We start from the raw sequence: 22497 nt of genomic DNA, 5'->3' as shown, positions 1-22497 counted from the left end.
ATTTGCAACTCATAAACGTGTTTTTCAAATATAACACTTTCGCATAGTGCGGAATAACAGGGTGTAATCGTTTTACAATCGGGTAATGTCAGGAAGCTCATTGAAAATATATATCAGATATTCTGGCAGGCAGCATATCTGCATATGGTAACTATGGTGCATAGTTCTCACGCAACTCTTTTATCCTGTCCCTGAGTTCTGCGGCCTTTTCGAATTCCAGGTTCCTGGCAGCAAGATGCATTTCCGCTTCCAGGTCAATGACCATATCCGAAAGTTCTATGGAGGACAGATCCTCTGCTATCGCCATTATCTCTGAGACTTCCGCATACTCTTTAGGTTTCACCAGCTCTTTCTGCAGTGCTTTCTGGATGGTTCTGGGAGTGATGCCGTGTTCACGGTTGAAATCCATTTGTATCTTGCGGCGCCTGTCTGTTTCTCCGATGGCGCGTTCCATTGAACCGGTGACCTTGTCGGCATATAATATCACCCTTCCCTCGGCATTCCTGGAAGCGCGTCCGATAGTCTGTATTAGTGAGCGCTCAGAACGCAGGAAGCCTTCTTTATCTGCATCGAGTATGGCAACAAATGAAACTTCCGGTATATCCAGCCCTTCCCTCAACAGGTTGATGCCCACAAGCACATCAAACTCTCCTTTTCGCAGGTCCCTGATTATCTCTGCACGTTCGAGGGTGTCTATGTCGGAGTGCATATATCGTACCTTGATACCCATTTCCTCTAGGTAGTCTGTCAGATCCTCGGCCATTCTCTTTGTCAGGGTAGTCACAAGTGTGCGGTAACCTTCGGCAGTTACTTTCCGGACCTCGCCTATCAGGTCATCCACCTGGTTCTCTATTGGCCTTATAGTGACCACGGGGTCGACGAGACCGGTCGGGCGGATGATCTGCTCAACTATGGCAGCACTTTTTCCCAACTCATGGTCTGCGGGCGTGGCAGATACATAGAGAACTTTGTCCAGCTGCCTGTCGAACTCGTCGTATCGCAGGGGGCGGTTGTCATATGCGGATGGGAGGCGGAACCCATATGATATGAGTGAGTCCTTTCGTGCCCGATCTCCGTTATGCATACCCCTTATCTGGGGAATGGTTACATGGGATTCATCGATAACAACCAGATAGTCTTCCGGGAAGAAGTTAAGCAGGGAAGAAGGGGGCTCACCCGGCTTGCGGCCATCGAAGTGGCGGGAATAGTTCTCGATACCGCTGCAGTAGCCGAGTTCGCGTATCATCTCAATGTCAAACCTTGTCCGCTGCTCAAGCCGTTGTGCCTCAAGAAGCTTATTCTGAGACCTTAAATGGGACAGGTGTATCTCAAGCTCGGCCTGAATTGACAGCAGCGCTCCTTCTATATACTCTTCCGGCATGACAAAATGTTTTGCAGGATATATCATAGTACTCTCGCCGGGTTCCAGTTCGTGTATGATCTTTCCTGATACAGGGTTGAAATAAGCTATCCTGTCGATCTCGTCCCCGAACAATTCTATCCGTATACCCTGAAGTTCCTGAGCCGGATAGACCTCTATTGTGTCTCCCCTTGAACGAAACTTCCCCTGGGTGAACTCTATGTCATTGCGCTCGTATTGTATATTGATGAGATTTTCAAAGAGCGACCTTTTGTCGATTTCGTCTCCGACAGTCAGAATAACTGACATTTTACGCCATTCCTCGGGAGAACCGAGGTTGTAGATACAGGATACGCTGGCCACAACAATGACGTCCTTGCGTTCGAGCAGGGACCTGGTGGCAGACAGGCGCAATCTGTCGATCTCCTCATTTATTGAAGAATCTTTTTCTATGTATGTGTCAGTAGTTGGTATATAAGCCTCAGGCTGGTAGTAATCATAGTAACTCACAAAATACTCTACTGCATTATCAGGAAAAAACTCCCGGAACTCGGAAAAAAGCTGTGCTGCAAGGGTTTTATTATGTGCGATCACGATTGTGGGCTTCTGTATGTTCTGAATCACGTTTGCAACTGTGAAAGTCTTACCAGAGCCTGTGACACCCAGCAGTGTCTGATGTTTCAGGTCTCTTTCAAATCCATCTGAAAGCTGATCTATGGCCTTTGGCTGATCACCTCGTGGTTCATAATCGGATACAAGTTTGAACGGACGCATCAGTGTAATATTGAACTGAACCTGTATAAACATATTCACAATGGCTGCTCATGCTCATTACACTTATGTGAGCAACTAAAAACAGCTTAACGGTATCACAGCTTAACCACAAAACTCACCTCAAGACGATCAAATATAAACCCATCAGTACTATTGCCAGTACCAGTAGAGTTTGCACACTTTTATTATCAGAACCAATAGCGATGGGCAGGGGGCCTATCATGACAATCCCTCCGCCTTTCACATCGGTCTTTGGAGTTTTGTCTGCGCCCTCAACTTTGTTCTCGAACATCAAACTAATACTGCCGAAGAATATAAGCAGGAATCCCAGCATTATCATGAGCAAGCCTGCAGAAACAAGTAATGCGGACATTATGACACCCTCTTTGTGAATAGGTAGACAAGTGCTATGACCACACCGGCCCATAGCATGGTGGATGTGATCTCAGGTGAAGATCCAAAAACTATTGGTATCGGGCCTATAAGCAGAACACCTCCGAACTCTCCATTACTCCCTCCTGTTGAGAAAAGCATACCTGAGAAAACAAGGATAAAACCCATGAATAGAACTAAGATCCCTATCTGAATAGCTCTTTGAGAATGGCTCATGGTTTAGAAGAGGATTTTTTAAGATCTAAATATGATGATGGAATTGGGGCGGAGCACTTACTCGTGAATCCTGGTAGGATGGTTCCACTTCGTCGGCAATATACCTGTATTCGCGCTGAGTCCTGTTCCCACGGCGCTCCAATAGGCGTTTTTGAAACATCCTCGAGAGGTAGGTGGATACTGTGCTCTGTTTTATCGGTCCGTATATTCTCTCGTATTGCTGCTGGACATCCTGTGAAGAGAACCAGACCCTTGGATACTCGTATTTGAGGAAGAGTTCAAGTCTTTCATTTATCGTAAGTGATGAGTCATTGATCCTTTCCCTCAAAGTAGTTGTACGCGCACGGGCCGATGGCCTGCGTGCTTCTTGCTCTCTGGCAGCCACTACTTCAGATACAGCCGGTTGAGCCTGTTGGTTGTGGGGTGGTGGCTGGGTGATAGAGGAGTTTGGCTGAGCCGGCTGACCGTAAAAATAGTAGGGTGCTGCTGTAGGGGGTATATAATAGTTATTAGGTTGGAAAACTGGTTGTTGTTGCAACTGCTGATAGTACTGTGGCGGAACTGGCTGTTGCATAGTCATTTGTTCCCGTGACTGGTGAAAAGGTTGTGAATGTGGCATCACAGTTTGCTGTGTATTGTCTGGAACAGGATTAGTAATAGTAGATGAGTTAATGGACGAAGGTTCGGCATCTATACGGTTCTCGTCCTCAAGAGAGTCTATAAATGCAAGTATACACCGTTTCCAGTGTTTACCGCCAAACTCTACACTCGTGCTTTCTGCACCATCTTCATCGATGATCTCAAGCCGAACCTTCATCCTTTTGCCTCTTTTGCGGATCCATTCATCCCCTCAGATTTTGTGGATTCACAAACCATTTATCCCCTCAGATAATGGCTGCTCGTTTAATTTTGATCCGTTGATGTGTGATCACTTCCGGAACACAATGTTTCCGTGTGACCTGCAATTACTTCAATGGAATTAATAATATATAAATATTCCCTTTGATATTAGTATGCATTTGTTTTTAAAGGGAATAAAGGCCTAAAATCCCTTTTTTCATAATTTTAAGAGATTAAGACAGCTATACAATCATTCCATCAATTTATTAACTGCAATTCATAATAGATATATCTTTCTTTTTTGTACGAATTTGGGCATTAATTTTTTAGCAGGAGGATTGAACACAGCATTAAAGCCCACGATATCCAGATAAGGCTTTAAAAACAGTCTATTATCTATACAGAGCTTCAATACAAGGAAAACAGGTGTTTTTTGTGAAAGTAAGAAAGATGCGGTCACTACTAAAAAAACAGTATGGGAGATAAACAGAATAACTCTGAAATGCTGCAGTTAATTTATATGACATGATACCCATAGTATGCCTCTATGTCAAACAGTAGTGCTGAGTCGCCGGTTGACACTGAAAACCCCAAAATGGGAAGCCACATCGATTCTGAAGATTCTGAAAAAAAGGATGTTGATTCACTACTTCAGGAAATAGAGATCCTTAAGGTGAATAATGAGAACATGCGGGCGAAGTTACTTGAAGCAAGTATGTTGGCCAACAGTTATCTGGAAGAGACCAATAAGCTCAAAAAACAGATCGAACAGCTGACAAGACCACCGCTTTTCATTGCCAGTGTAATGGAAGTGGAAAACGATATGGTAGTCATAAGACAGCATGGCAATAACCAGGAGGTTGTCACAAAGATCCCTGTAAATCTCCAGGGAGAGATACAGCCGGGAATGCGCGTCTGTATCAATGCTGCATTTTCTATCATATCCATTATCAGCAGAGCAGCGGATGTTCGTGCGCAGGTCATGGAACTTATCAACTCACCGGGAATAGATTATGACATGATAGGAGGACTCGACAATGTCCTCAAGGAAGTCATCGAATCCGTGGAGCTACCACTTACCGAGCCTGAACTTTTTGAAAACATTGGTATTGAACCACCAACAGGAGTGTTGCTTTACGGCGCCCCTGGTACCGGGAAGACACTTATCGCAAAGGCGGTCGCATCCCGCGCCCAGGCAACTTTCATACGTATGTCAGGGTCAGACCTGATACAGAAGTTCGTGGGAGAAGGTGCGCGCCTTGTGAAGGATGTGTTCCAGATGGCCAGAGACAAGGCCCCTACTATCCTGTTTATCGACGAGATCGATGCCGTGGGAGGCATGCGTACCCATGACGGTACCACAGGTTCCGCGGAAGTTAACAGGACGATGCTCCAGTTACTTGCGGAGATGGACGGCTTTGACGCAACAAGGGATGTCAAGATCATCGCTGCTACCAACAGGATAGACCTGCTTGATCCGGCATTGCTTCGTCCGGGACGCTTTGACCGTGTGATCGAGATTCCATTGCCTGATGAGAAGGGACGCATGGAGATCCTGAAGATACACACTCGTAGCATGAACATCGATTCAGATGTGAGCTTTGAGAAACTTGCCAGGATAACAGACGGCCTGAGTGGTGCCGACCTCAAGGTCATCACCAAGGAAGCCGGCATGTTCGTACTTAGACGACGCGGCGACAAAATAATGATGAAAGACCTCATGGAAGCCTATGAAAAGGTAGTCACAGAGGAAGAAATGAATATACCACATGGTATGTTTGCATAAGCAAATATACCTTTTTTTTTGAAACGAAAGATTAATATGTATTAAATGACTTTCAAGATGCTGTTAAGCCAAAACAAATTGCTCCGATAGTGTAGCACGGCCAATCATGTAGGACTCTCACTCCTGCGACTGGGGTTCGAATCCCCATCGGAGCATTCAATTTTTAGTTTACTTCTATAACATTTTCACTTTACTTAGAAATATTTTTTATTAATTATGGCGAAGTGTAGTTTATGTTCTACAATCATGACAAGAGCCTACAGCACCTTAGAGAATATCTCTAAAATATCTTCATTAGCTTAATATGCTTGCCCGGTGGATGGATGTTGATTTTGAGGATGCGACAAAAGATGACATCTACGCTCTAATTGGTGAGATCGAGAAGAGAGACTTTAGCGATTATACGAAGTATGATTACAAGGTATGCATTAAGAAGTTCTACAGATGGATTTATGACACTAATGAGGACCCGGAGTTTACTAAATGGATCAAGCCCAGTGTTAATAAGAAGAACTTTAAGCTACCTGAAGAATTGCTAACTGAAGCCGATATCAAGGAGATGATACTTGCGGCAGATCACCCAAGAGATAAGGCAATTGTCGCGCTTTTTTATGATACGGGTGCAAGGTCAAGTGAAATAGGGAACCTGAAGATTAAGAACGTTGTTTTTGACCAGTACGGGGCAGTTGTGACGGTTGACGGTTAGGCTGGAATGCGCCGCGTTGGAAAAAGTGACAGGCTGAATTACTGCGTAGATCAGCCTTTTGTTTAATGGTTGATGTGTAAATATGGTAAGTTACAGCATTCACACACTTTTTGAGATTCTTAGTTGATGGCCTGATTAAGTGACCGGACCGTATCGCACGCGAAGCGGTCCTGCAAAAGAGTTGTGCACCAGTGTGCCTGCTGGGAGGGAGTAGGGGGTATGTTATGAATCATCCGCCACTGGAAGCAGTATCCGCAAATATCCGGGCCACCGGTAGCCCGCGTACATCGGTCCAGTTCATAAAGTTCTTCCCGACATCGGAGCTATAGGGGTCTACAAGAAGTGTCTCGTTGTGGTCGTAAGCGTATATGTAGGCAACATCATTCGAAAACTGCCCGTCCCTTTTTGAAAACTAGTCAAGAGCAGTCTCCTCTTCATCCGCATCAACATATTCCGAAGCATTCTGTACAAGTGAAGCCAGCTCATACGTTGTCATTTTCTGCTGTATGTCTGGGAAGTAGATACCAGCTCCGATAACCCAGTTCTGATCCACCATCATCACATAGCTGAGTTTTTGTTTAATCGTAAAATTATCTGCAGGGTCTGTATAGAGATATCGGATGAATCCCCCGCCTGACTGCGCAGTGGTGACAATATCCCGGACATATGCTGTGCCGTTTATGTCCGTGGTGTTCCACCGGTCAGTCCCGATGACCTCGGGCTGGAAGGGAAGAGCCAGTGTAGTACCCTCAGAATCGTAGGCGAAGATATAAAGTTCACCATCAATGAACTGGCCGTTTTGGTTATTGAACTCCCGCAGAGCCGCTTCCTGTCCGTGAATTTGCGCATACTCGTGAGCTGCCTCAACGAACACTACGAGTTTCTCCGGAGATACTGAGGAGTTGAGAACTGGCGCGGAGCCACTCAAGTCTGCAGAGGGATCTTCACTTTCCAAGAGGCACCCTGAAGCCAGAATCAGCGCTCCGGTGAGCGTCACAATAAGGAATAGATATTTACAACGTATGGATAATGACATAATCATTATATACTGTTAAGATATAAATATATAATTATTAGTTATATTATTGAGCTGGTTTCATAAATATAAATACTCGTTTCATGTGGAAATTCTGAAGTGAAAATAGAAGGTTAAATTGGTAGAATATTCCATTCATGGCACACACGCCTTAATCGTGTACCTAAGGGAACGGTGGAAAAAAGCCACTGGCGCCGCGAAGCGGTGCAAATGCCGGGTAGGTGGGGGTTTTGTTGATTTTGAGCTAAATTAAGAAACGTTGTTTGATGACATAATTACTAAATGATACTTCCTTTGAAAACAGTACCAAACATAGAATGCGAAAAAACCTGCAAAGGAAATAATGGGGGTTAATGTCTTTTATCCACGATTCTCCCCGTTATTAATATCGTCGGCAGGCAACACAGATCTATAAACATCGAAACCGTCAGGAATTTCTATTATCTTAGTTTTATAACCTTTTGATTGATTTATTTTTGCATCTTCTTAAGCAAATTTCCTTACGTCAATGTATATTGTCATAATATACTCAATACCATCTAAACAACAATGTCATCAGTTTCTGTCATAATAATATACTAATTCTCCCTTTCATTGAACGTATTGTCGTCCTTCAAAAGGTAGACCCATACTTGTTATGCGGTAGGACTTGACGCTGTGCTGGTATTCTGTTCTTATGTTGCAGGCGGTGAGGTCGGGATTGTCGAGCTTGTACATATCGTACTTGCCGGACCTTAAGGTCTTGACAAGTTTTGAATCCCCGCACATGGAGGATTCCTGCTCTATTGCCTGGAGCATGGTAACCATGTCGTGCTCGTGGCGTTCATGGAAACGGATATGCCGGGCCATCTGGTAGATGGTGGACCTCTTGGGCGGTCTATCCGGTCCCGGAAGCGTGAGGCTCCCAGAAGTCCATGAGCTCAAAGATGATATCGAGGTGTTCGTCAAGGTCGATGTATGAGGACTGGATGTGGATCTGGGTTCCGACTAAACCTTTTTCAAAGTTCAATCCATGTTACTACTTTTGAACTGAAATGTTCTCGGTGACGCTGATGAAATTAGTCAAATAAAGTAGAAAGATACTGTTTGTGGTATGTTTTTTTCAGAGCCCTGATTTCGTATAGTGATCTTCTTGGATCCGGAAGTATCCCTGCACAGTTAATATAAAGAAGTAAGAACAAATTTCATTGTTATAGGGGTTTTAATCTGAGAGCTACCTGCTGAGGTCCATGTCATCAAGGTAGAGCAATACTGTATTCAGATGTGGTACGGTAGAGATATTCCCGGCAGTTTAAAAATCTCAAGAACAGATTCATATGTTACTTAACGAAATGGTTGAAGCTGGAGAAGATGCAATAGTTATCATAGAGCCAGGGATACCTGCAGAACTATTAAGAAGACCTATCACAGATGATCCTGAATTGCAAAAGAGTATCGGTGAGAGAACAAATACCATCGTGGAGTGAAGAGACATCTTGTCAAAAGATATCGAACAGACAGATCCCACTGAGAAAGAGCTGATCGAAGTTATAGAAGACCGGTCCCAAAAACCTGACAAAGAGAATCTCCGTACCGTGGTGGAACTTGAATATGCACCCCTGGCTATGAAGTTTCTCACAAAGGAAAAATTCGATGAATGGATGCATATTGGCGAAGATATCTCTAAAGAAAGCCGTGCTTTTGGAATCGCTTATTACAAGAATTTGCTTAGTGCCCTGGAAAAGAGCAGCTCGACATATCATGGCGACCTTCTCAGAACTGCCCGTATGTTGCTTGATAAAGACTGGATGCTTGCAGGAGTTTTCTTTGAGAATCTCCCTGATGCAGCAGAGAACACAGGACCTGAAGGAATCAGGAAATGGGCGGGTACCGGCATAAAGATATTTGACCAGAATAAGGATCTGTCAATTGATTATTTTTCCTATTCGGCTCCGCTCTTAAAGGATCTGGAAGTAAGTGAACTGGAAGAATGGGCCCTGAATGGCATAGATATCTTTGAAGAGAATCCATCCCTTGGAAGGCCTTACTTTTCCCTTAGGTCCAAAAACTCAAAGGAATTTATTGAAGGGCTTAAGGGGTCTGCAGCACTCAATCAGATCGTAAGCATCCTCAGGTACTATGCTCTTGGATTGACAGGTGTTAATTTTAACATTCTTTCCCGAAGGATGTTACAGATGGAGGAAGAACTCAATGGCATAAATCCTGTGATTGCAGGCAGGACCATCTACCTTGCACCCCGTATCTGTAAATACAGTGGTTTTGAAGATAACTTCAGGATATACAAGCTGAGCATAATGCATGAGGTTGGTCATATACAGTTCAGTTCTCATAAGATCGAACTTGAGAGGGCATCAGGACTGATGGCAGATATCAGAAGAAGGTACACAACCATAAAGAAAAGAACTTATCTGTCAGGGCTGCAACCCGAGGGCATTGTTGGTATCGCTGAGATCATAGCTATGTTTCCCAACCAGACACTGGCAGGAACAATACTTGGCATTCTGGAGGATGCCAGGGTCGAGTACAGAATAATGGAACACTACAGGGGAGTTCGCTTAGACCTTGAGAGAATAAGATACCAGATGCTCCAGTCCAGACCGGCCCCCGCCGGAGACATCGAGGAATTCATGGAATCACTTCTGTGGATTTCGACCGGAAATGAACCTGTTTACAATATCTGCAAAGGTACAAAGGTTTTTCTGGATCAGGTAAGGACCCTGCTGAAGGACAGGATCTTTCATGAAAGATCATCTATCCTTGATTCCCTTGATACGACCTTCAGGATATATATCATGCTTGATGATCAGATTGGCCCGTTGAGCCAAAAAGAGTATGATGTGCTGAAGAATATCGATTATCGCGGAGTGGATATAGGGGCATACGGCAAGAAGGGCCCTCTTTCCCCCAGTTCATATGAGAACACTGTCAGGAATTTTATTCCCAAAGGTGAAGTGGAACCGACAGAAGAAAAGGAAAAAACACAAGAAGAAAAAGTCAAACTTCAGTCCACCTATGCTGCGGACAAGAACTGGAAGATACTCGGCAGTTACATGTATGAAGAGTGGGATGCCCTTCTCAATGACTATAAAGCGGACTGGTGTACCGTCAATGAGATCGAGCCTAGTGGTATTTCCAGTGATTACTACAAGGATGCTTCCGAGCGCTACAGGAACGAGATCGCACTCATACAGCGTATATTCAGCAGAATGAAGCCGGAGGCGTTCCGCAGGATGAAAGAACAGATAGATGGAACTGAGATCGATATCGACGCCTTCGTAGATGTCTTGATTCAGAAGAAATGTGGCATAAATCCTGATGACAGGCTCTACCTCAGGTGGGACAAGCATGAAAGGGATGTTGCAACTCTTTTCCTTATAGATGTCAGTTATTCCACCCATAAAATGGTGGGCTATGAGGGAAAAAGCATAATGGATGTGGAAAAAGACTCGCTTATAATCATGATACAGGCCCTTGAGAGCATAGGTGACAAATACGCTATCTATGCCTTTTCCGGCCAGACAAGGGATGATGTTGAGTACTTTGCCATAAAGGAGTTCGATGATGAACTATCAGATAACGTTGAGCGCAGGATCAGCCTGTTGGAGCCGGTATCCAACACAAGGCTCGGACCCGCCATCCGTCATTCGATCAGGAAACTTGACAAGGTAAATGCAAAAACAAAGATAATAATATTATTATCAGATGGTGAACCCTTTGATACATCCCGGGGAGAAAGCGCATACAAAGGAAGAATTGCTGAAGAGGATACCAGAATCGCTATAATGGAAGGCAATGCCAGGGGAATACATTTCTTCTGCATAACCGTGGATTCGAATCCCGGCAAATATCTTGATAATATTTTCTCTGATACCGGATATACAATAATAGATGATGCAAGTTTGCTTCCAGAGAGTCTTCCGATGTTGTATAAGAGAATCACTACATGATCCTTCAATACTGGTACAGTAATGCTGGAGGTAAATCGGTTAGTCTAATTCTGATGTAATAACATGGTTCTTAATCTCATGCAAAAACTTGCTTTAGGAACCCTTTTTTTCTGTAAACGATAACTTCTTCTTTTATCCGTGTCACTGCTACATAGAAAAGCCTTCTCTCCTCATTCTTTATCAAAAAAGATGTCCAGTCCCGCATCCATATACTAGTTATCGGCAAGCTTTCCTTTTTCAAGATATCTTTTATACCATACAAACCACAGAGTGTCAAGTAGGCCAATCAGATTCTTTGCTACTATCTGTCTTATTATGAGCGGAATATGAGCGGAACAAGTGGAGCAACCCCATAGGATGCCAGCACCACGAATACCAGGCTGTCGAGTGTCAGACCTAACAGATTACTTGAAGCACTCTTGAGGAATACCTGTTTCGGATAGTTCCTTTTCACCCCGGCAAAACATAGGCATCAAGATTCTGGAACACCAGAAAAGAGATCCGGGATGCGATAACTATTCTAATGCTTTGCATGAACATACTCTGCCAGGCAATTGCTTTGTACCGTGTTTTCAAACGGAATTTTCAAATTGGATCCACAACATAGATTTGATCGTGTATATGCACCAATTATTCTTGGTCTTAAGATGGGCTATTCCTTATTACTACCACCATTTTTCGAGTTTTTACGTGGTTTACCCGGATGCAGTGGACCCGGCCTTGGCTCATCCGGCGGCGCAGCAATATATGACCCATCCTCATAATCCTGTGTGGTCGCTTGTCTCTCACTTTCAAGATTCGTTGGTGGTATTTTTTGATCAAGGCGTTTTGGTCTTGGGTCATCTGATTCGACAGTGTACAAATCAGTCTCTTTATCACCAAAGATATCTTTGTCAGGATCTCCTAATCCCTTCTGTGATTTGATCGTGCTCTGAGGCCGGATTCGCCGGATCGAACCGAATACTGACCCTATCCTTCTTCTGTCCTGTCTGGTATCTTTTCCTTTAACCTGGTATCTTTCTTATTTTTCCCCAATCTGATCACCCCGGCTGATTATTGAACTCAAAACCACTTAAACTTTACAGTGTAATTTTATTTTTACATTCGTCCCTACTTTATAAGACAGGTGCATACTGAACTACTCCTATACTGGCACCAGATTATTTAGGAAAGGAGATTAAAAGATTATGTATATCAATAGGAAATAGTTTTTTTGACAGAGCCGACCATTTCATTAATTCTTATGGTCAGGTCAATTACGAATCTTGCATTTTCCTCTGCTTTTCCTTATACGTGCAGCTATCACTTTATATTCTGGACATAGAGTATCACTGTCGCAAACATCAGAGGTCAGATTATTGATCATGATCTCCGAAAAGTGGAATGTGGTACTTAATATTCCTTTTTTAACCGCAGTTGAGATGCGGGCTTTAATATCTGTTTTACCGCGAGGTGACTCTACACAGACCATGTCACCACTCTTGATAGAATACTCTTTGGCATCATCCGGGTGTATCAAAAGTACATCTTCAGTGATCAACTGTTCATTGGGTGTACGACGGGTCATTGCTCCACTGTTGTGATGTTCCAGTCCACGGTTGGTTGTAACAATGAAGGGATAATCTTTACTGTGTTCCTGAAGCTCCGATGTTTCCTTATAGGTCTGATTATAAAATGCTCCTCTGCCTCGTTTAAATGTCTCCTCGTGCAATATCGGAGTATCAATACCGCCATCATTAACGGGCCACTGCAATCCGCTCTCACCCAGATTTTCCCGTGTAATACCTTTAAAGAAAGGAACGATCTGTGCAATTTCATTCAATACTCCATGTGCCGTGTAATCAGGCTGCGGATACCCCATGTGCTGCATGATCTCTGTGATTATCTGTCCGTCGGGTTTGGTGCCGGGTAAAGGTTCAACTACCTTGTTCACACGTTGCACACGACGTTCTCCATTAGTGAATGTACCTTCCTTTTCCAAAAAAGAAGCAGCTGGTAAGATCACGGTGGCATGCTCAGCGGTTTCGGTCATGAACAATTCCTGAACCACCAGAAGATCCAGTTTGTCCAATGCTTTAACAACCATCCGGCTATTCGAATCCGTTTGCACCACATTCTCTCCAATGATCCACATTGCTTTCAATTTGTCCTGAAGCGCAGCTTCATACATCTCCGGTATTTTATAGCCGATGTGCCTGGGTAACCTGGCTCCGTAAAACTCCTCATAAAGGGCATGTACCTTGTCATCGGTCACATCCAGATAACCGGCACCCTGATTTGGCTGACAACCCATATCGGCAGCACCCTGCACATTGTTCTGTCCGCGCAATGGATTGACGCCCACGCCCGGGCGGCCGATGTTTCCAGTCATCATTGCCAGGTTCGCGATCATCATAACCGTTGAGGTTCCTTGTGAATTTTCGGTTGCTCCCAATCCGTGGAACGACATTGCATTTTCCGCAGAAGCATAAGCAATTGCCGCATTGCATACCAGATGGCGATCCACTCCGGTTATGCTTTCCAGCTCATCAATATTCAGCGAAAGAACGTGCTGTTTAAATTCTTCAAATCCCTCTGTACGCTGTTCTATAAATGAAACATCCACTAAACTCTCTTTGATGATATAATAAAAGAAAAGGTTCATCAAAGCCACATTTGTGCCGGGTTTCAGCTGCAGGTGATAATGTGCATAACGGGCCAGTTCGGTCCTACGGGGATCGATCACGATCAGTGTCGTATCCTTCATAGCGGCCTGCTTGATCTTTGCGCCTGTAACCGGATGTGCATCGGTGGGATTGGCTCCGAACACCAGTATGCAATCGGTGTATTTGATATCTTCAATTGAATTGGTGGCGGCACCGGTGCCAAAGGTGCGTTGCATCCCTAAGGCAGTGGGGGCATGGCATACACGGGCACAGTTATCAATATTATTAGTGCCGATCACTGCACGCATGAACTTTTGCATCAGGTAATTTTCTTCGTTGGGGCAACGTGATGACGAAATACCGGCAATATGATCAGGACTATTTTCTTTAATGATACGATCAATTTCAGAAACTATAAAATCACCGGCTTCATCCCAGGTAACTTCAACAAATGCACCATTCTTTTTTATAAGCGGTGTTCTGATACGATCGGGGTGATCATAGAATGAGAATGCATATCGTCCTTTTAAACAGAGATGACCGGGATTGACCTTGCTGTCCCAGGGGGCTTGTATAGATCTTAGTTTTCCGTCTTTAACAGACACCTCTAAATTACATCCTGCACCGCAATAGGTGCAAACTGTCCGGATCTTTTTGTCCGCAACAATGGATTTTGATTCGTATATATCCGATATTGCGGAAGTAGGACATGCCTGTGCACAGGCTCCGCAACTTACGCAGGAGGATTCCATAAAGGACGTATCCATACCTTTTATTACCCTGCTTTCAAACCCTCTGCCGGCCATGCTTAAAACAAACTGTCCCTGGACTTCGTCACAGACTCTTACGCAACGTGAACAATTGATGCATTTAGACATATCCGAGGTCATGTAAGGATGGCTCAGGTCTCTGTCCCTGTTCAGATGAACTTTACCGGCCGGATATCTTATATCCCTCACGCCTACACGTGCAGCTATTTCCTGCAGCTCGCAATTGTTGTTCACTTCACAGGTCAGGCAATCCAGCGGGTGGTCGGTAAGCACTAATTCAATAATGTTTTTACGCAATTTTAAAATACGTTCCGATGAAGGGTAGATGTGCATTCCTTCCGCAACCGGTGTATGACATGAGGCAACTACTTTAGCTGGCCCGCCCTGTTCTAGTGCAACATCCACACTGCACACTCTGCATGCGCCAAAGGGTTTCAAATGGGGAGCATCGCATAATGTTGGGATGACTTTATCGCCACTTGAACGTTTCACAAATTGTAATATCGTTTCGCCTTCCACAATGGCGTATGGCCGATCATTGATATATGCTGCTTTTTTCATATGCATCGAAAAAGGTTTATTCAAAATAATCTTCCAATTCCCTGTCAAAATACTGCAGCACATTTTGAACAGGTAGAGGTAGCCCGCTTCCAAGGGCGCAAAGAGATCCTTGTTGCATAGTGTCCAGTAAGTCGCTGAATAATTGCCGATCAATTTTGTAATCGCTTTCGGTTGCTTTTTGCAGTAACTCAGATCCGCGTGTAGAGCCTAATCTGCAGGGGAAACATTTTCCACAGCTTTCATGTGCTGTGAATTGAAATAAGTGCTTTATGTATTCGATCATCGGGAAGCTTTCGGGAATACCCACAATAGATGCATGCCCCAGTAAAAAGCCATTTTCAGCAAAGGATTCAAAAGAGATATGTAAGGAATCGATATTTGATACGGGGACCAGGCCTCCCAATGGCCCCCCAATGTGCAAAGCTTTTACATCTTTCCTGAAACCACTACCTGATTGTTCAATTACGGTTTTAAGTGAGGTGCCCATTTCAATCTCATAAATGCCAGGCTTATTGAAGGAACTATCCAAAGAAACCAGTTTGGTACCTTTAGAATGTGAAGTGCCGATTCGCTTAAAAGCATCGCCACCGTGCTTAAGAATAAATGGGACATTAGCAAGGGTTTCAACGCTATTCACAATCGCAGGCATATTGAATAAACCCTGTTGTGACGGGAAAGGTGGACGAATACGTACTTCAGGGCGTTGTCCCTCGATGGATGAAAGCAATGCCGTTTCTTCACCGCATATATAGGCGCCTTGTGCTTTGATCAATTTTAGTCCAAACGAGAAGCCAGAGTTGAGGATATTGTCCCCCAGTAAGTTCTGATCTCCCAGTTCCCTGATGCTTTGCTTGATGATCATTTGTGATTCAGGATACTCGGCTCTGATATAGATCACACCTGTATCAGCGCAACTTACGTAACCTGCTATCAACATGCCCAATAAAACTCTAAGTGGTTGCTCTTCTAGTAAATACCGATCAGAGTAGGCCCCGGGATCACCTTCATCGGCATTGCAGACAATGAATTTATGTTTACCTTTTGCTTTTTTAGTAGACTCCAGTTTAAACCCCATCGGGAAGCCGGCTCCGCCACGACCTCTTAAATGTGCTTTTTTTATCTCATTCAGAACCTGGCCAGGTCTTAATGTAAATAAGTGTTGTAAATATGTGGCAAATGATTCAGCGGTCAATGCGGTTTGCATCAGGACAGATGTTCCCGATGCCTTAGTTGCATATACCTCCTGTGGAACAGTTTTTGACTTAATTACTGAAGCAATATCATCAACATCCCTGCCCGAATAGTTATGCCCATTGTAATGGAATGCAGAATTCTCATGGCATCTGCCCAGGCAGGTCATCTCACCGATCTCTTCTTCTTTTAGATATTTTTTCAATTCAGTTTTTAGCATCGACTGTGTACCGGCACATAAGCAAGAACTCCCGTTGCATACATATGCTTTTTTATTTTTGTTTTCAGGTCGTAGAAGATCATAAAATGAGTATGTACTATAGATATTGGCATCACCTATCAGATATTCTTTAGCGATCTGTTGCATTTGCTGCGTATCAGGTGTGCCGTTTGCTTGCACCAGTTGGTATGATATCTCAAACAGGTTTTCATGTAAGCCTTTACGACCGGATAAATAACTTAAATTTTCTGACATCGGATATTTGGGTTCCTGCAATATTAGATTGGATTCTGAGTTCTGATTATGGCATTTTTTTTGGATGCTTATCAAACCCTGCTATTCGGGAATCAGATCCATCCTGAATTCTGTTTTACAATTACATAATTATATTAATTGCTATTATATTTATTGTAAAAGCCTTCTTTCAAGAAAAGTCGAAAAAATATTTAGTTCCTTTATGTCCGCAGGTTCTATATCTGATCATGAAATAGTTCATTGCAGTGTTAAAAACATCATTCAAGCTATAATATCACTACTGTACGGCTCATCACCATTTCAAAACCGTTTAAGCTTTATGCACTCCGGGGTACCAGGTCCGCCGGAAACTTGTTTAAGAACAGTGTATTTGAGTTAACCACTCTTTTGATCTGTATCGGTCCATAAGTCCGGATTTAATCTGTTTTTTAAACCTGGATGATTGGGAATGATGTTTACTATAAAACCATCTAATTCCTGTGCCACTTTTTTCATTGTTATTTTTATCTCTTCCATTTCTTCTGCATAGATCTTATCAAAGTGTGTTTCAGTGATGGTCTGGAGATTGGCAGCAGTTAAAGCAAGGGAAACTGTAAGTACATCGAAGGTTACTTCTTTACGGTAATCAAAATCCCCCATTGCACTTTTTATGCCGGGGTGGGCAGAATTTGAAATAAGTATATAGAAATCATCGATCTGTTTTTTCTTTTCACCAATGTATAATACTTCCCGTATCCTTGATGGCCTGAGCCAGTGATGTTTATTCTTTAACTCTTTCTCTTCGTCTGCTGTCAGAACACCCAATTGTTGCTTATGCAAAAGGTCCGCTTCTCTGTCAGTGAGGTGAAGCATATACATGTGAGTGATTCCCTCAAAAACGGCTCTCAGGTTCAGGTAAGCAGGATTGTTCAAACCAATGCATGCTAATTTGTAGGCCGCCAACAAATAGTGGTTGTTCCGCTCAAATAAAACCGGTATAATGGATCTTGGGCCTTTTAATGTATTTCCGGTCACTGTGAGATCATCAAGAAACCTTGCATTTAAAATCGTGGTCAGGTAAAATAATAATTCGATCGCATCCTGAAATATATCCAGTTTGGCAGCGTGATCTTTGAATATAATATCTTTCCTGTAAAGAAGTATGGATTCAATATCGTTGTATTCACGCCTTTTTATTCTGGGATACATTTCTTTATGCTCCTTCATCCTTTTTTATCTGTGTTTTCTTCAAGAAAAGCAAACTTTAAATAAAGCCCGTTTAATAGTCCACTATTAGAAATGGTTAACAGCGGGGGTAGTTATTATTATTCAACATAAGCTTAGCTTGGAGCATATTCTGCTCCATAAATCTATATACATGTCCATTCTGCTGATAATAGTTTTATTTTCAGGATCTGCAACTGCACAGTATGATAAAGGAAACGAAGTTACAATCAGCAATACAAGTGACGGTCAGAATACATTGGTCAACAATGAAAGTGCTGTTATTTTCGAGGACCAGGTATCTGATGGAAATTCGGTAGTTGTTACTATGGCACTTTTGCCAGAAGGCGGTTATGTCGTTATACGCGAGCTTATGGATGGTGCTTCCGGTCCCCTGGCTGGGAATAGCGGATACCTGGAACCAGGTGAATATTCTCTCGTCGAAGTGGAACTTAGGGAACCCATCGATTCCGGCCAGGAGTTGATCGCAATGACGCACATAGATGATGGGGATGAAATGTATGAGTTCCCTGGTCCGGATGTAGCATATAGTGTAGATGGAGATATTGTTTCTGATTCTGCGATGGTGACAATAGAAACGGAAGCAAATAGTGAGAACAATGAAAGCGCTGTAAGTTTTGAAGATCAGGACACTGAAGGAAATATGGTTGTTGTAGACTCGGTATCCTTGCCGGATGGTGGGTATGTTGTTATACATGCAAGTGAGAATGGTTCTGCAGGAGATGTGATCGGACATTCGCAATATATGGAAACAGGTAATCATTCCGATGTGGAGATCAGGCTTGATGCACCAATTGAAACAGATCAGGAAGTTATTGCAATGACACATATGGATGATGGGGACGGGGTATATCAGTTTCCGGGGCCCGATGTGCCTTATACTTCAGATAATGTTCCTGTCACAGACTCTGCAATGATAACAGTGGAAAACGGGTCTTCATCTCAGACTCCCGGCTTTGGGATTGTGTTAACCATGGGTCTGTTGTTTGTGGCAGGATATTGTTCAAAGAATAGACGAATGTAAATCAGGTATTGAATATCACATGTCAGTGCCATAAGAATTGAGTCTTGCCTGCGATATCAGGCAGGATTCTGACGTGTTCTACAATGATTCAGGCCATCCCCTGCTACTGGCATGAAGGTACATATAGGTCGGCAGGTCTTCAGAATGGGGTATTTAAGAATTTCTAAGGGAGTGGTCACTTTAACGTTTTTCTGGAAACTTTTCTGGAAAGATCAATCACATGATATGTTCTGGGTTTTTTAGCTTCGACAAGTACTCTTAATATAATTGCTACTGTTACAACTGTTTAAATAAATGTGCATAACATCTAAAACGCATTTCTCATAATTATCTGATAATGATATATTAGACTATACATATATTTAAATATAATAATAAAGGGGACTATTAATTATACAAAAAAATGGAGTGAGGGCACTCAAATATATGGCCCTGTTATTAACAATTAAAAAAATTAAAATGGTGGAATCATGGGTAATCTAAAAAATATATTCTTGTTGGCTTTGATCATCTTTGTGTTCAGTATGTCCGGTATTGCATCAGCAGATAATGCAGATACGATAACAGTGAAAACACTATATGCGGGCCAGGATATCGAAGTGGGTACATTGACAGTTTCAAACGATTGTGATCATCTGAATGTCACATATAGAACAGGTGGTAACTGGTCCATTCTGGAATCTCACCTCGCAGTGGCCGGTTCATTTGAATCTATTCCAATAACAAAGAGCGGAAATCCAATTCCCGGTCATTTTGCACACAAAAATGAGAGTCTCCCGAATGGGACACAAATTCTTGAATATACACTTCCGTTGTCCTCAGAAGAAGGTACGTTATACATTGCTGCTCATGCAGCAGTTCATAACGGATCATGCCGAAACACAAGTAATGAAAGTGCCTGGGCAGAGGGAACCAGTTTCCCCGGGAAAAATTGGGCAACTTACTTCACATACGAAATTCTAACATGTTGTGATGAAGATGGGACCGGTTCTTCAGATGGAGAAGACGATTCCTGCTCCCCCGGTGATGATGATTCATCTGCTGGTGATGGTGACTCCGGTTCCTCTGAAGGAGACAATTCTTCCGGAGAAGGTGATGGTTCCGATTGTGGTGACGACTCCGATTCCTCCGGAGACAGTGATGGTTCCGATTGTGGTGACGACTCCGATTCCTCCGGAGACAGTGATGGTTCCGATTGTGGTGACGACTCTGATTCCTCCGGAGACAGTGATGGTTCCGATGGTGATGACAGCTCTGATTCATCCGGAGACAGTGATGGTTCCGATGGTGATGACAGCTCTGATTCATCCGGAGACAGTGATGGTTCCGATGGTGATGACAGCTCCGATTCCTCCGGAGGCAGTGAAGGTTCCAATGGTGATGACAGCTCCGATTCCTCCGGAGACAGTGAAGGTTCCAATGGTGATGACAGCTCTGATTCATCCGGAGCAAATTCCGGTAGACCATCTGTTTCTGTTACATCCGGGGCAGGCTCATCTCTCCCAGAAGATGAAGAGGTCTACAGGACTACTGATGTGGGAGAAGATGAAGAGCCAATTAATCTCCTAAGTGTTCCTGCGGAAGATTCGGATGTCCGGAGTCCCCTAAGCGAAGTGATTCCTGACATCAGCAGTATCCTGTGGTTCATTATCTGGACATTGCTTAGCGCTATATGCGTGATGTCAGGTTATGGGCTGACACAACCTTAATGCAAAGAAGTCGATAAAAAAAGCACCCTGTCAGATATGGCGGGGTACTAGTCTATTTTTTTTAACTTCTAAGCCGAGAAGTCTCCTTCCGTAAGGTGGGAGATAAAAGGTGTAAACTCTCAGTCATTGCTAAATTCACTTATCAACCTTGAATCTGCATTTAAACGATTTTTTAGAGAAAAATTACACATATACAAATACAGATATATTCGTATACATCAAATATATAACATGGATGTGACCTGTGTTGGAATACTATGTTAACACATTGGGTCCTGGGGACGTTTTCAGGGATTGGCTTGTGGAGATACTCGGGGACAGAATAAGTAACAAGTACTGTGAGACGGATGTTTTCAAGTATGATCGGTCTTCGCATACGGTTTGTAAATACAAGTTCAGGGGTGAGGGATGCAGTGTTATCGTGAAGTTCTTTGCAGAACCGCGTGGTAAAAACAGGAGTTACGATGCATTCAAGGCAATGATGAATGAATATAATAACCTAAAAAAAGCCGGTTCGTTTATCAATGTTCCAAAACCGATAGCTGTACATGAAGGTTTTAATTGTGCACTTGTGACTGAGTACATAAGTGGCAGATCCTTGATGTGGTGTCTCAAACATGACAATAAACTGTTTGACAGGCTGACCTCGCTTGCATATCTGCTTCGAAGCCTGCATGAAAATACCCGTTGTCACTATAACAAAGAAAAGGAATTTGCTAATTTCCATCATGTGCTGGATCAGCTTTCACTTAATCCCCACACACGACAGGCGTTCAATGAATTGCTTGGGAAATGGTGGTACAGTTCTGTACTCGATGTGGAACATGGATGCATGATCCACAGGGATGTTTCACCCCTAAACTACATTTTTCATGATAATGGTCCTTATGCTCTTGATCTTGAGAGTTGCTGGCACCATGCCAACAATGTGCGGGACCTCGGGACGTTTTGTGCTGAACTTAAAAACTATTTCCAGCTAAAAAGGCGGTCTGGTATCAAAGCCGAACCCTATATCGGCCATTTTCTCTGGGAATACAGCAAGGATAAAGAGGACTTTTCTAGGCTTACCCGGGCTTTACCTTTTTTCATGAGCGTAGGCCTGCTGAGAATCGCACGTCTGCATGGCCATTCCTTACATTATCAATATCTACTGAAGGAGGCAGGAGAATGTCTGGAAACAATCAGATAAAAGGCCTGATCTTTGATTGTTATGGTACTCTCATCGATATTAAAACCGATGAGAACAGTCCTTATACATACGATGCGGTAAGCAAATGGCTACAGTATCATGGTGTTAAGATCGGTCCGGATACATTAAAAGAGAACTATTTCAGGAAAGTGAAAGCAAAAATGGCACAATCCGATGAAAAATGTCCCGAGATAAAAATAGAAGAGATATTCGCTGATATCTGCAGTGAGAATTCCATTTGGGATATCAATACCATTGAGCTTGGTATTGAAACATCTAAGGTGTTTCGCTCGGCTTCATTGCGCAAACTCGAGATCTTTCAGGAAAGTGTTGCTGTCCTCGTTAAACACTTCTACATGCCCAAGTGCATTGTGTCCAACGGGCAGCGCGTGTTCTCAGAGCAGGAGTTGCGTTTCCTGGGACTGTACGACCATTTTGATTTCATTGTATTCTCATCGGACCTGGGTTATAAAAAACCTGACCATCGGCTCTTTAAGTACGCCATGGAACGCCTGGGTCTTGAGCCTCATCAGCTTCTAAGTCTTGGAGACACACTGGAAAATGATATTATTCCCCCGCAGGAGCTGGGGATGAGATCGATGCATATAAAAGAAGCGTGGGAATTTATGTCGTGATTCCGGTGCTTTTTCC

Annotated in this window: 19 protein-coding genes and 1 tRNA gene; 9 read left to right on the top strand and 11 right to left on the bottom strand. The window is 43.3% G+C overall.

Annotated elements, in window-relative coordinates; translation table 11 throughout:
• Positions 1-151: 151 nt before the first annotated feature.
• From uvrB to CUN85_RS03910, 4 genes are all read right to left on the bottom strand, one after another.
• Positions 152-2134 carry an excinuclease ABC subunit UvrB gene (uvrB, locus tag CUN85_RS03925; RefSeq protein ID WP_328591228.1) on the bottom strand — a complete coding sequence of 661 codons (1983 nt, stop codon included), beginning with the start codon at positions 2132-2134 and terminating at the stop codon, positions 152-154.
• Between the two features lie 115 nt (positions 2135-2249).
• Positions 2250-2507 carry a TIGR00304 family membrane protein gene (locus CUN85_RS03920; protein ID WP_167848780.1) on the bottom strand — a complete coding sequence of 86 codons (258 nt, stop codon included), beginning with the start codon at positions 2505-2507 and terminating at the stop codon, positions 2250-2252.
• Positions 2507-2743 carry a TIGR00304 family membrane protein gene (locus CUN85_RS03915; RefSeq protein ID WP_135389023.1) on the bottom strand — a complete coding sequence of 79 codons (237 nt, stop codon included), beginning with the start codon at positions 2741-2743 and terminating at the stop codon, positions 2507-2509. Before CUN85_RS03915 ends, CUN85_RS03920 begins: the two co-directional genes overlap by 1 nt.
• A 25-nt stretch (positions 2744-2768) precedes the next feature.
• Entirely contained in the window at positions 2769-3560 is a 792-nt protein-coding gene (locus tag CUN85_RS03910; RefSeq protein ID WP_135389022.1) for a hypothetical protein, read from the bottom strand.
• A gap of 570 nt (positions 3561-4130) precedes the next feature.
• Here CUN85_RS03910 and CUN85_RS03905 point away from each other — a divergent pair.
• From CUN85_RS03905 to CUN85_RS03895, 3 genes are all read left to right on the top strand, one after another.
• Positions 4131-5369: a proteasome-activating nucleotidase gene (locus CUN85_RS03905; RefSeq protein ID WP_135389021.1), complete on the top strand. Its 1239-nt coding sequence runs from the start codon at positions 4131-4133 to the stop codon at positions 5367-5369.
• Positions 5370-5449: 80 nt separating this feature from the next.
• Positions 5450-5524: transfer RNA gene (locus CUN85_RS03900), tRNA-Glu, on the top strand.
• Between the two features lie 149 nt (positions 5525-5673).
• Positions 5674-6075 (top strand): tyrosine-type recombinase/integrase, encoded by a 402-nt coding sequence (locus tag CUN85_RS03895; protein ID WP_135389020.1) that lies wholly within the window; start codon positions 5674-5676, stop codon positions 6073-6075.
• A 229-nt stretch (positions 6076-6304) separates the two neighbouring features.
• Here CUN85_RS03895 and CUN85_RS13635 read toward each other — a convergent pair whose 3' ends face one another.
• The 3 genes from CUN85_RS13635 to CUN85_RS03880 form a co-directional block, all read right to left on the bottom strand.
• Entirely contained in the window at positions 6305-6445 is a 141-nt protein-coding gene (locus CUN85_RS13635; RefSeq protein WP_135389132.1) for a hypothetical protein, read from the bottom strand.
• 42 nt (positions 6446-6487) lie between these two features.
• Positions 6488-6949: a cache domain-containing protein gene (locus CUN85_RS03885; protein ID WP_167848779.1), complete on the bottom strand. Its 462-nt coding sequence runs from the start codon at positions 6947-6949 to the stop codon at positions 6488-6490.
• 753 nt (positions 6950-7702) lie between these two features.
• A complete protein-coding gene (locus CUN85_RS03880) occupies positions 7703-7960 on the bottom strand; it encodes a hypothetical protein (protein WP_135389018.1) in 258 nt (85 codons plus the stop codon).
• A gap of 482 nt (positions 7961-8442) precedes the next feature.
• Here CUN85_RS03880 and CUN85_RS13480 point away from each other — a divergent pair, with 482 nt between their 5' ends.
• Together CUN85_RS13480 and CUN85_RS03875 are read left to right on the top strand one after the other, a co-directional pair.
• The gene (locus CUN85_RS13480; protein WP_268921578.1) at positions 8443-8577 is read left to right on the top strand and encodes a hypothetical protein; all 135 of its coding nucleotides are present in this window, start codon (positions 8443-8445) and stop codon (positions 8575-8577) included.
• Between the two features lie 9 nt (positions 8578-8586).
• Positions 8587-11058: a nitric oxide reductase activation protein NorD gene (locus CUN85_RS03875; protein ID WP_235856178.1), complete on the top strand. Its 2472-nt coding sequence runs from the start codon at positions 8587-8589 to the stop codon at positions 11056-11058.
• A 652-nt stretch (positions 11059-11710) separates the two neighbouring features.
• Here CUN85_RS03875 and CUN85_RS03870 read toward each other — a convergent pair.
• From CUN85_RS03870 to CUN85_RS03855, 4 genes are all read right to left on the bottom strand, one after another.
• The gene (locus tag CUN85_RS03870; RefSeq protein ID WP_135389017.1) at positions 11711-11920 is read right to left on the bottom strand and encodes a hypothetical protein; all 210 of its coding nucleotides are present in this window, start codon (positions 11918-11920) and stop codon (positions 11711-11713) included.
• A 390-nt stretch (positions 11921-12310) separates the two neighbouring features.
• Positions 12311-15034 carry a formate dehydrogenase subunit alpha gene (gene fdhF, locus CUN85_RS03865; RefSeq protein ID WP_205804345.1) on the bottom strand — a complete coding sequence of 908 codons (2724 nt, stop codon included), beginning with the start codon at positions 15032-15034 and terminating at the stop codon, positions 12311-12313.
• 16 nt (positions 15035-15050) lie between these two features.
• Complete coding sequence (locus tag CUN85_RS03860; protein ID WP_135389016.1) at positions 15051-16700, bottom strand: NADH-ubiquinone oxidoreductase-F iron-sulfur binding region domain-containing protein; 1650 nt, start codon at positions 16698-16700, stop codon at positions 15051-15053.
• Positions 16701-17075: 375 nt separating this feature from the next.
• Entirely contained in the window at positions 17076-17888 is an 813-nt protein-coding gene (locus CUN85_RS03855; protein ID WP_135389015.1) for a hypothetical protein, read from the bottom strand.
• 169 nt (positions 17889-18057) lie between these two features.
• Here CUN85_RS03855 and CUN85_RS03850 point away from each other — a divergent pair, with 169 nt between their 5' ends.
• The 4 genes from CUN85_RS03850 (at position 18058) to CUN85_RS03835 (ending at position 22481) form a co-directional block, all read left to right on the top strand.
• Complete coding sequence (locus tag CUN85_RS03850; protein WP_135389014.1) at positions 18058-18948, top strand: DUF7282 domain-containing protein; 891 nt, start codon at positions 18058-18060, stop codon at positions 18946-18948.
• Positions 18949-19418: 470 nt separating this feature from the next.
• Positions 19419-20657 carry a hypothetical protein gene (locus CUN85_RS03845; protein WP_135389013.1) on the top strand — a complete coding sequence of 413 codons (1239 nt, stop codon included), beginning with the start codon at positions 19419-19421 and terminating at the stop codon, positions 20655-20657.
• A 244-nt stretch (positions 20658-20901) separates the two neighbouring features.
• Positions 20902-21846: a phosphotransferase gene (locus CUN85_RS03840; protein WP_135389012.1), complete on the top strand. Its 945-nt coding sequence runs from the start codon at positions 20902-20904 to the stop codon at positions 21844-21846.
• Positions 21825-22481 carry an HAD family hydrolase gene (locus CUN85_RS03835; RefSeq protein ID WP_135389011.1) on the top strand — a complete coding sequence of 219 codons (657 nt, stop codon included), beginning with the start codon at positions 21825-21827 and terminating at the stop codon, positions 22479-22481. Before CUN85_RS03840 ends, CUN85_RS03835 begins: the two co-directional genes overlap by 22 nt.
• Positions 22482-22497: the final 16 nt, after the last annotated feature.

This window comes from Methanolobus halotolerans (genome assembly GCF_004745425.1).
GTDB classification, from domain to species: domain Archaea; phylum Halobacteriota; class Methanosarcinia; order Methanosarcinales; family Methanosarcinaceae; genus Methanolobus; species Methanolobus halotolerans.
This window is presented reverse-complemented; position numbering and strand designations above follow the sequence as displayed.

Bases quoted from the DNA above. Each gene is read 5' to 3' on its own strand.
- uvrB (WP_328591228.1), bottom strand. From the start codon at position 2,134: ATGCGTCCGTTCAAACTTGTATCCGATTATGAACCACGAGGTGATCAG.
- CUN85_RS13480 (WP_268921578.1), top strand. From the start codon at position 8,443: ATGGTTGAAGCTGGAGAAGATGCAATAGTTATCATAGAGCCAGGGATA.
- CUN85_RS03920 (WP_167848780.1), bottom strand. From the start codon at position 2,507: ATGTCCGCATTACTTGTTTCTGCAGGCTTGCTCATGATAATGCTGGGA.
- CUN85_RS03860 (WP_135389016.1), bottom strand. From the start codon at position 16,700: ATGTCAGAAAATTTAAGTTATTTATCCGGTCGTAAAGGCTTACATGAA.
- CUN85_RS03845 (WP_135389013.1), top strand. From the start codon at position 19,419: ATGGGTAATCTAAAAAATATATTCTTGTTGGCTTTGATCATCTTTGTG.
- CUN85_RS03850 (WP_135389014.1), top strand. From the start codon at position 18,058: ATGTCCATTCTGCTGATAATAGTTTTATTTTCAGGATCTGCAACTGCA.
- CUN85_RS03880 (WP_135389018.1), bottom strand. From the start codon at position 7,960: ATGGCCCGGCATATCCGTTTCCATGAACGCCACGAGCACGACATGGTT.
- CUN85_RS03835 (WP_135389011.1), top strand. From the start codon at position 21,825: ATGTCTGGAAACAATCAGATAAAAGGCCTGATCTTTGATTGTTATGGT.
- CUN85_RS03910 (WP_135389022.1), bottom strand. From the start codon at position 3,560: ATGAAGGTTCGGCTTGAGATCATCGATGAAGATGGTGCAGAAAGCACG.
- CUN85_RS03905 (WP_135389021.1), top strand. From the start codon at position 4,131: ATGTCAAACAGTAGTGCTGAGTCGCCGGTTGACACTGAAAACCCCAAA.
- CUN85_RS03895 (WP_135389020.1), top strand. From the start codon at position 5,674: ATGCTTGCCCGGTGGATGGATGTTGATTTTGAGGATGCGACAAAAGAT.
- fdhF (WP_205804345.1), bottom strand. From the start codon at position 15,034: ATGAAAAAAGCAGCATATATCAATGATCGGCCATACGCCATTGTGGAA.
- CUN85_RS03855 (WP_135389015.1), bottom strand. From the start codon at position 17,888: ATGTATCCCAGAATAAAAAGGCGTGAATACAACGATATTGAATCCATA.
- CUN85_RS03915 (WP_135389023.1), bottom strand. From the start codon at position 2,743: ATGAGCCATTCTCAAAGAGCTATTCAGATAGGGATCTTAGTTCTATTC.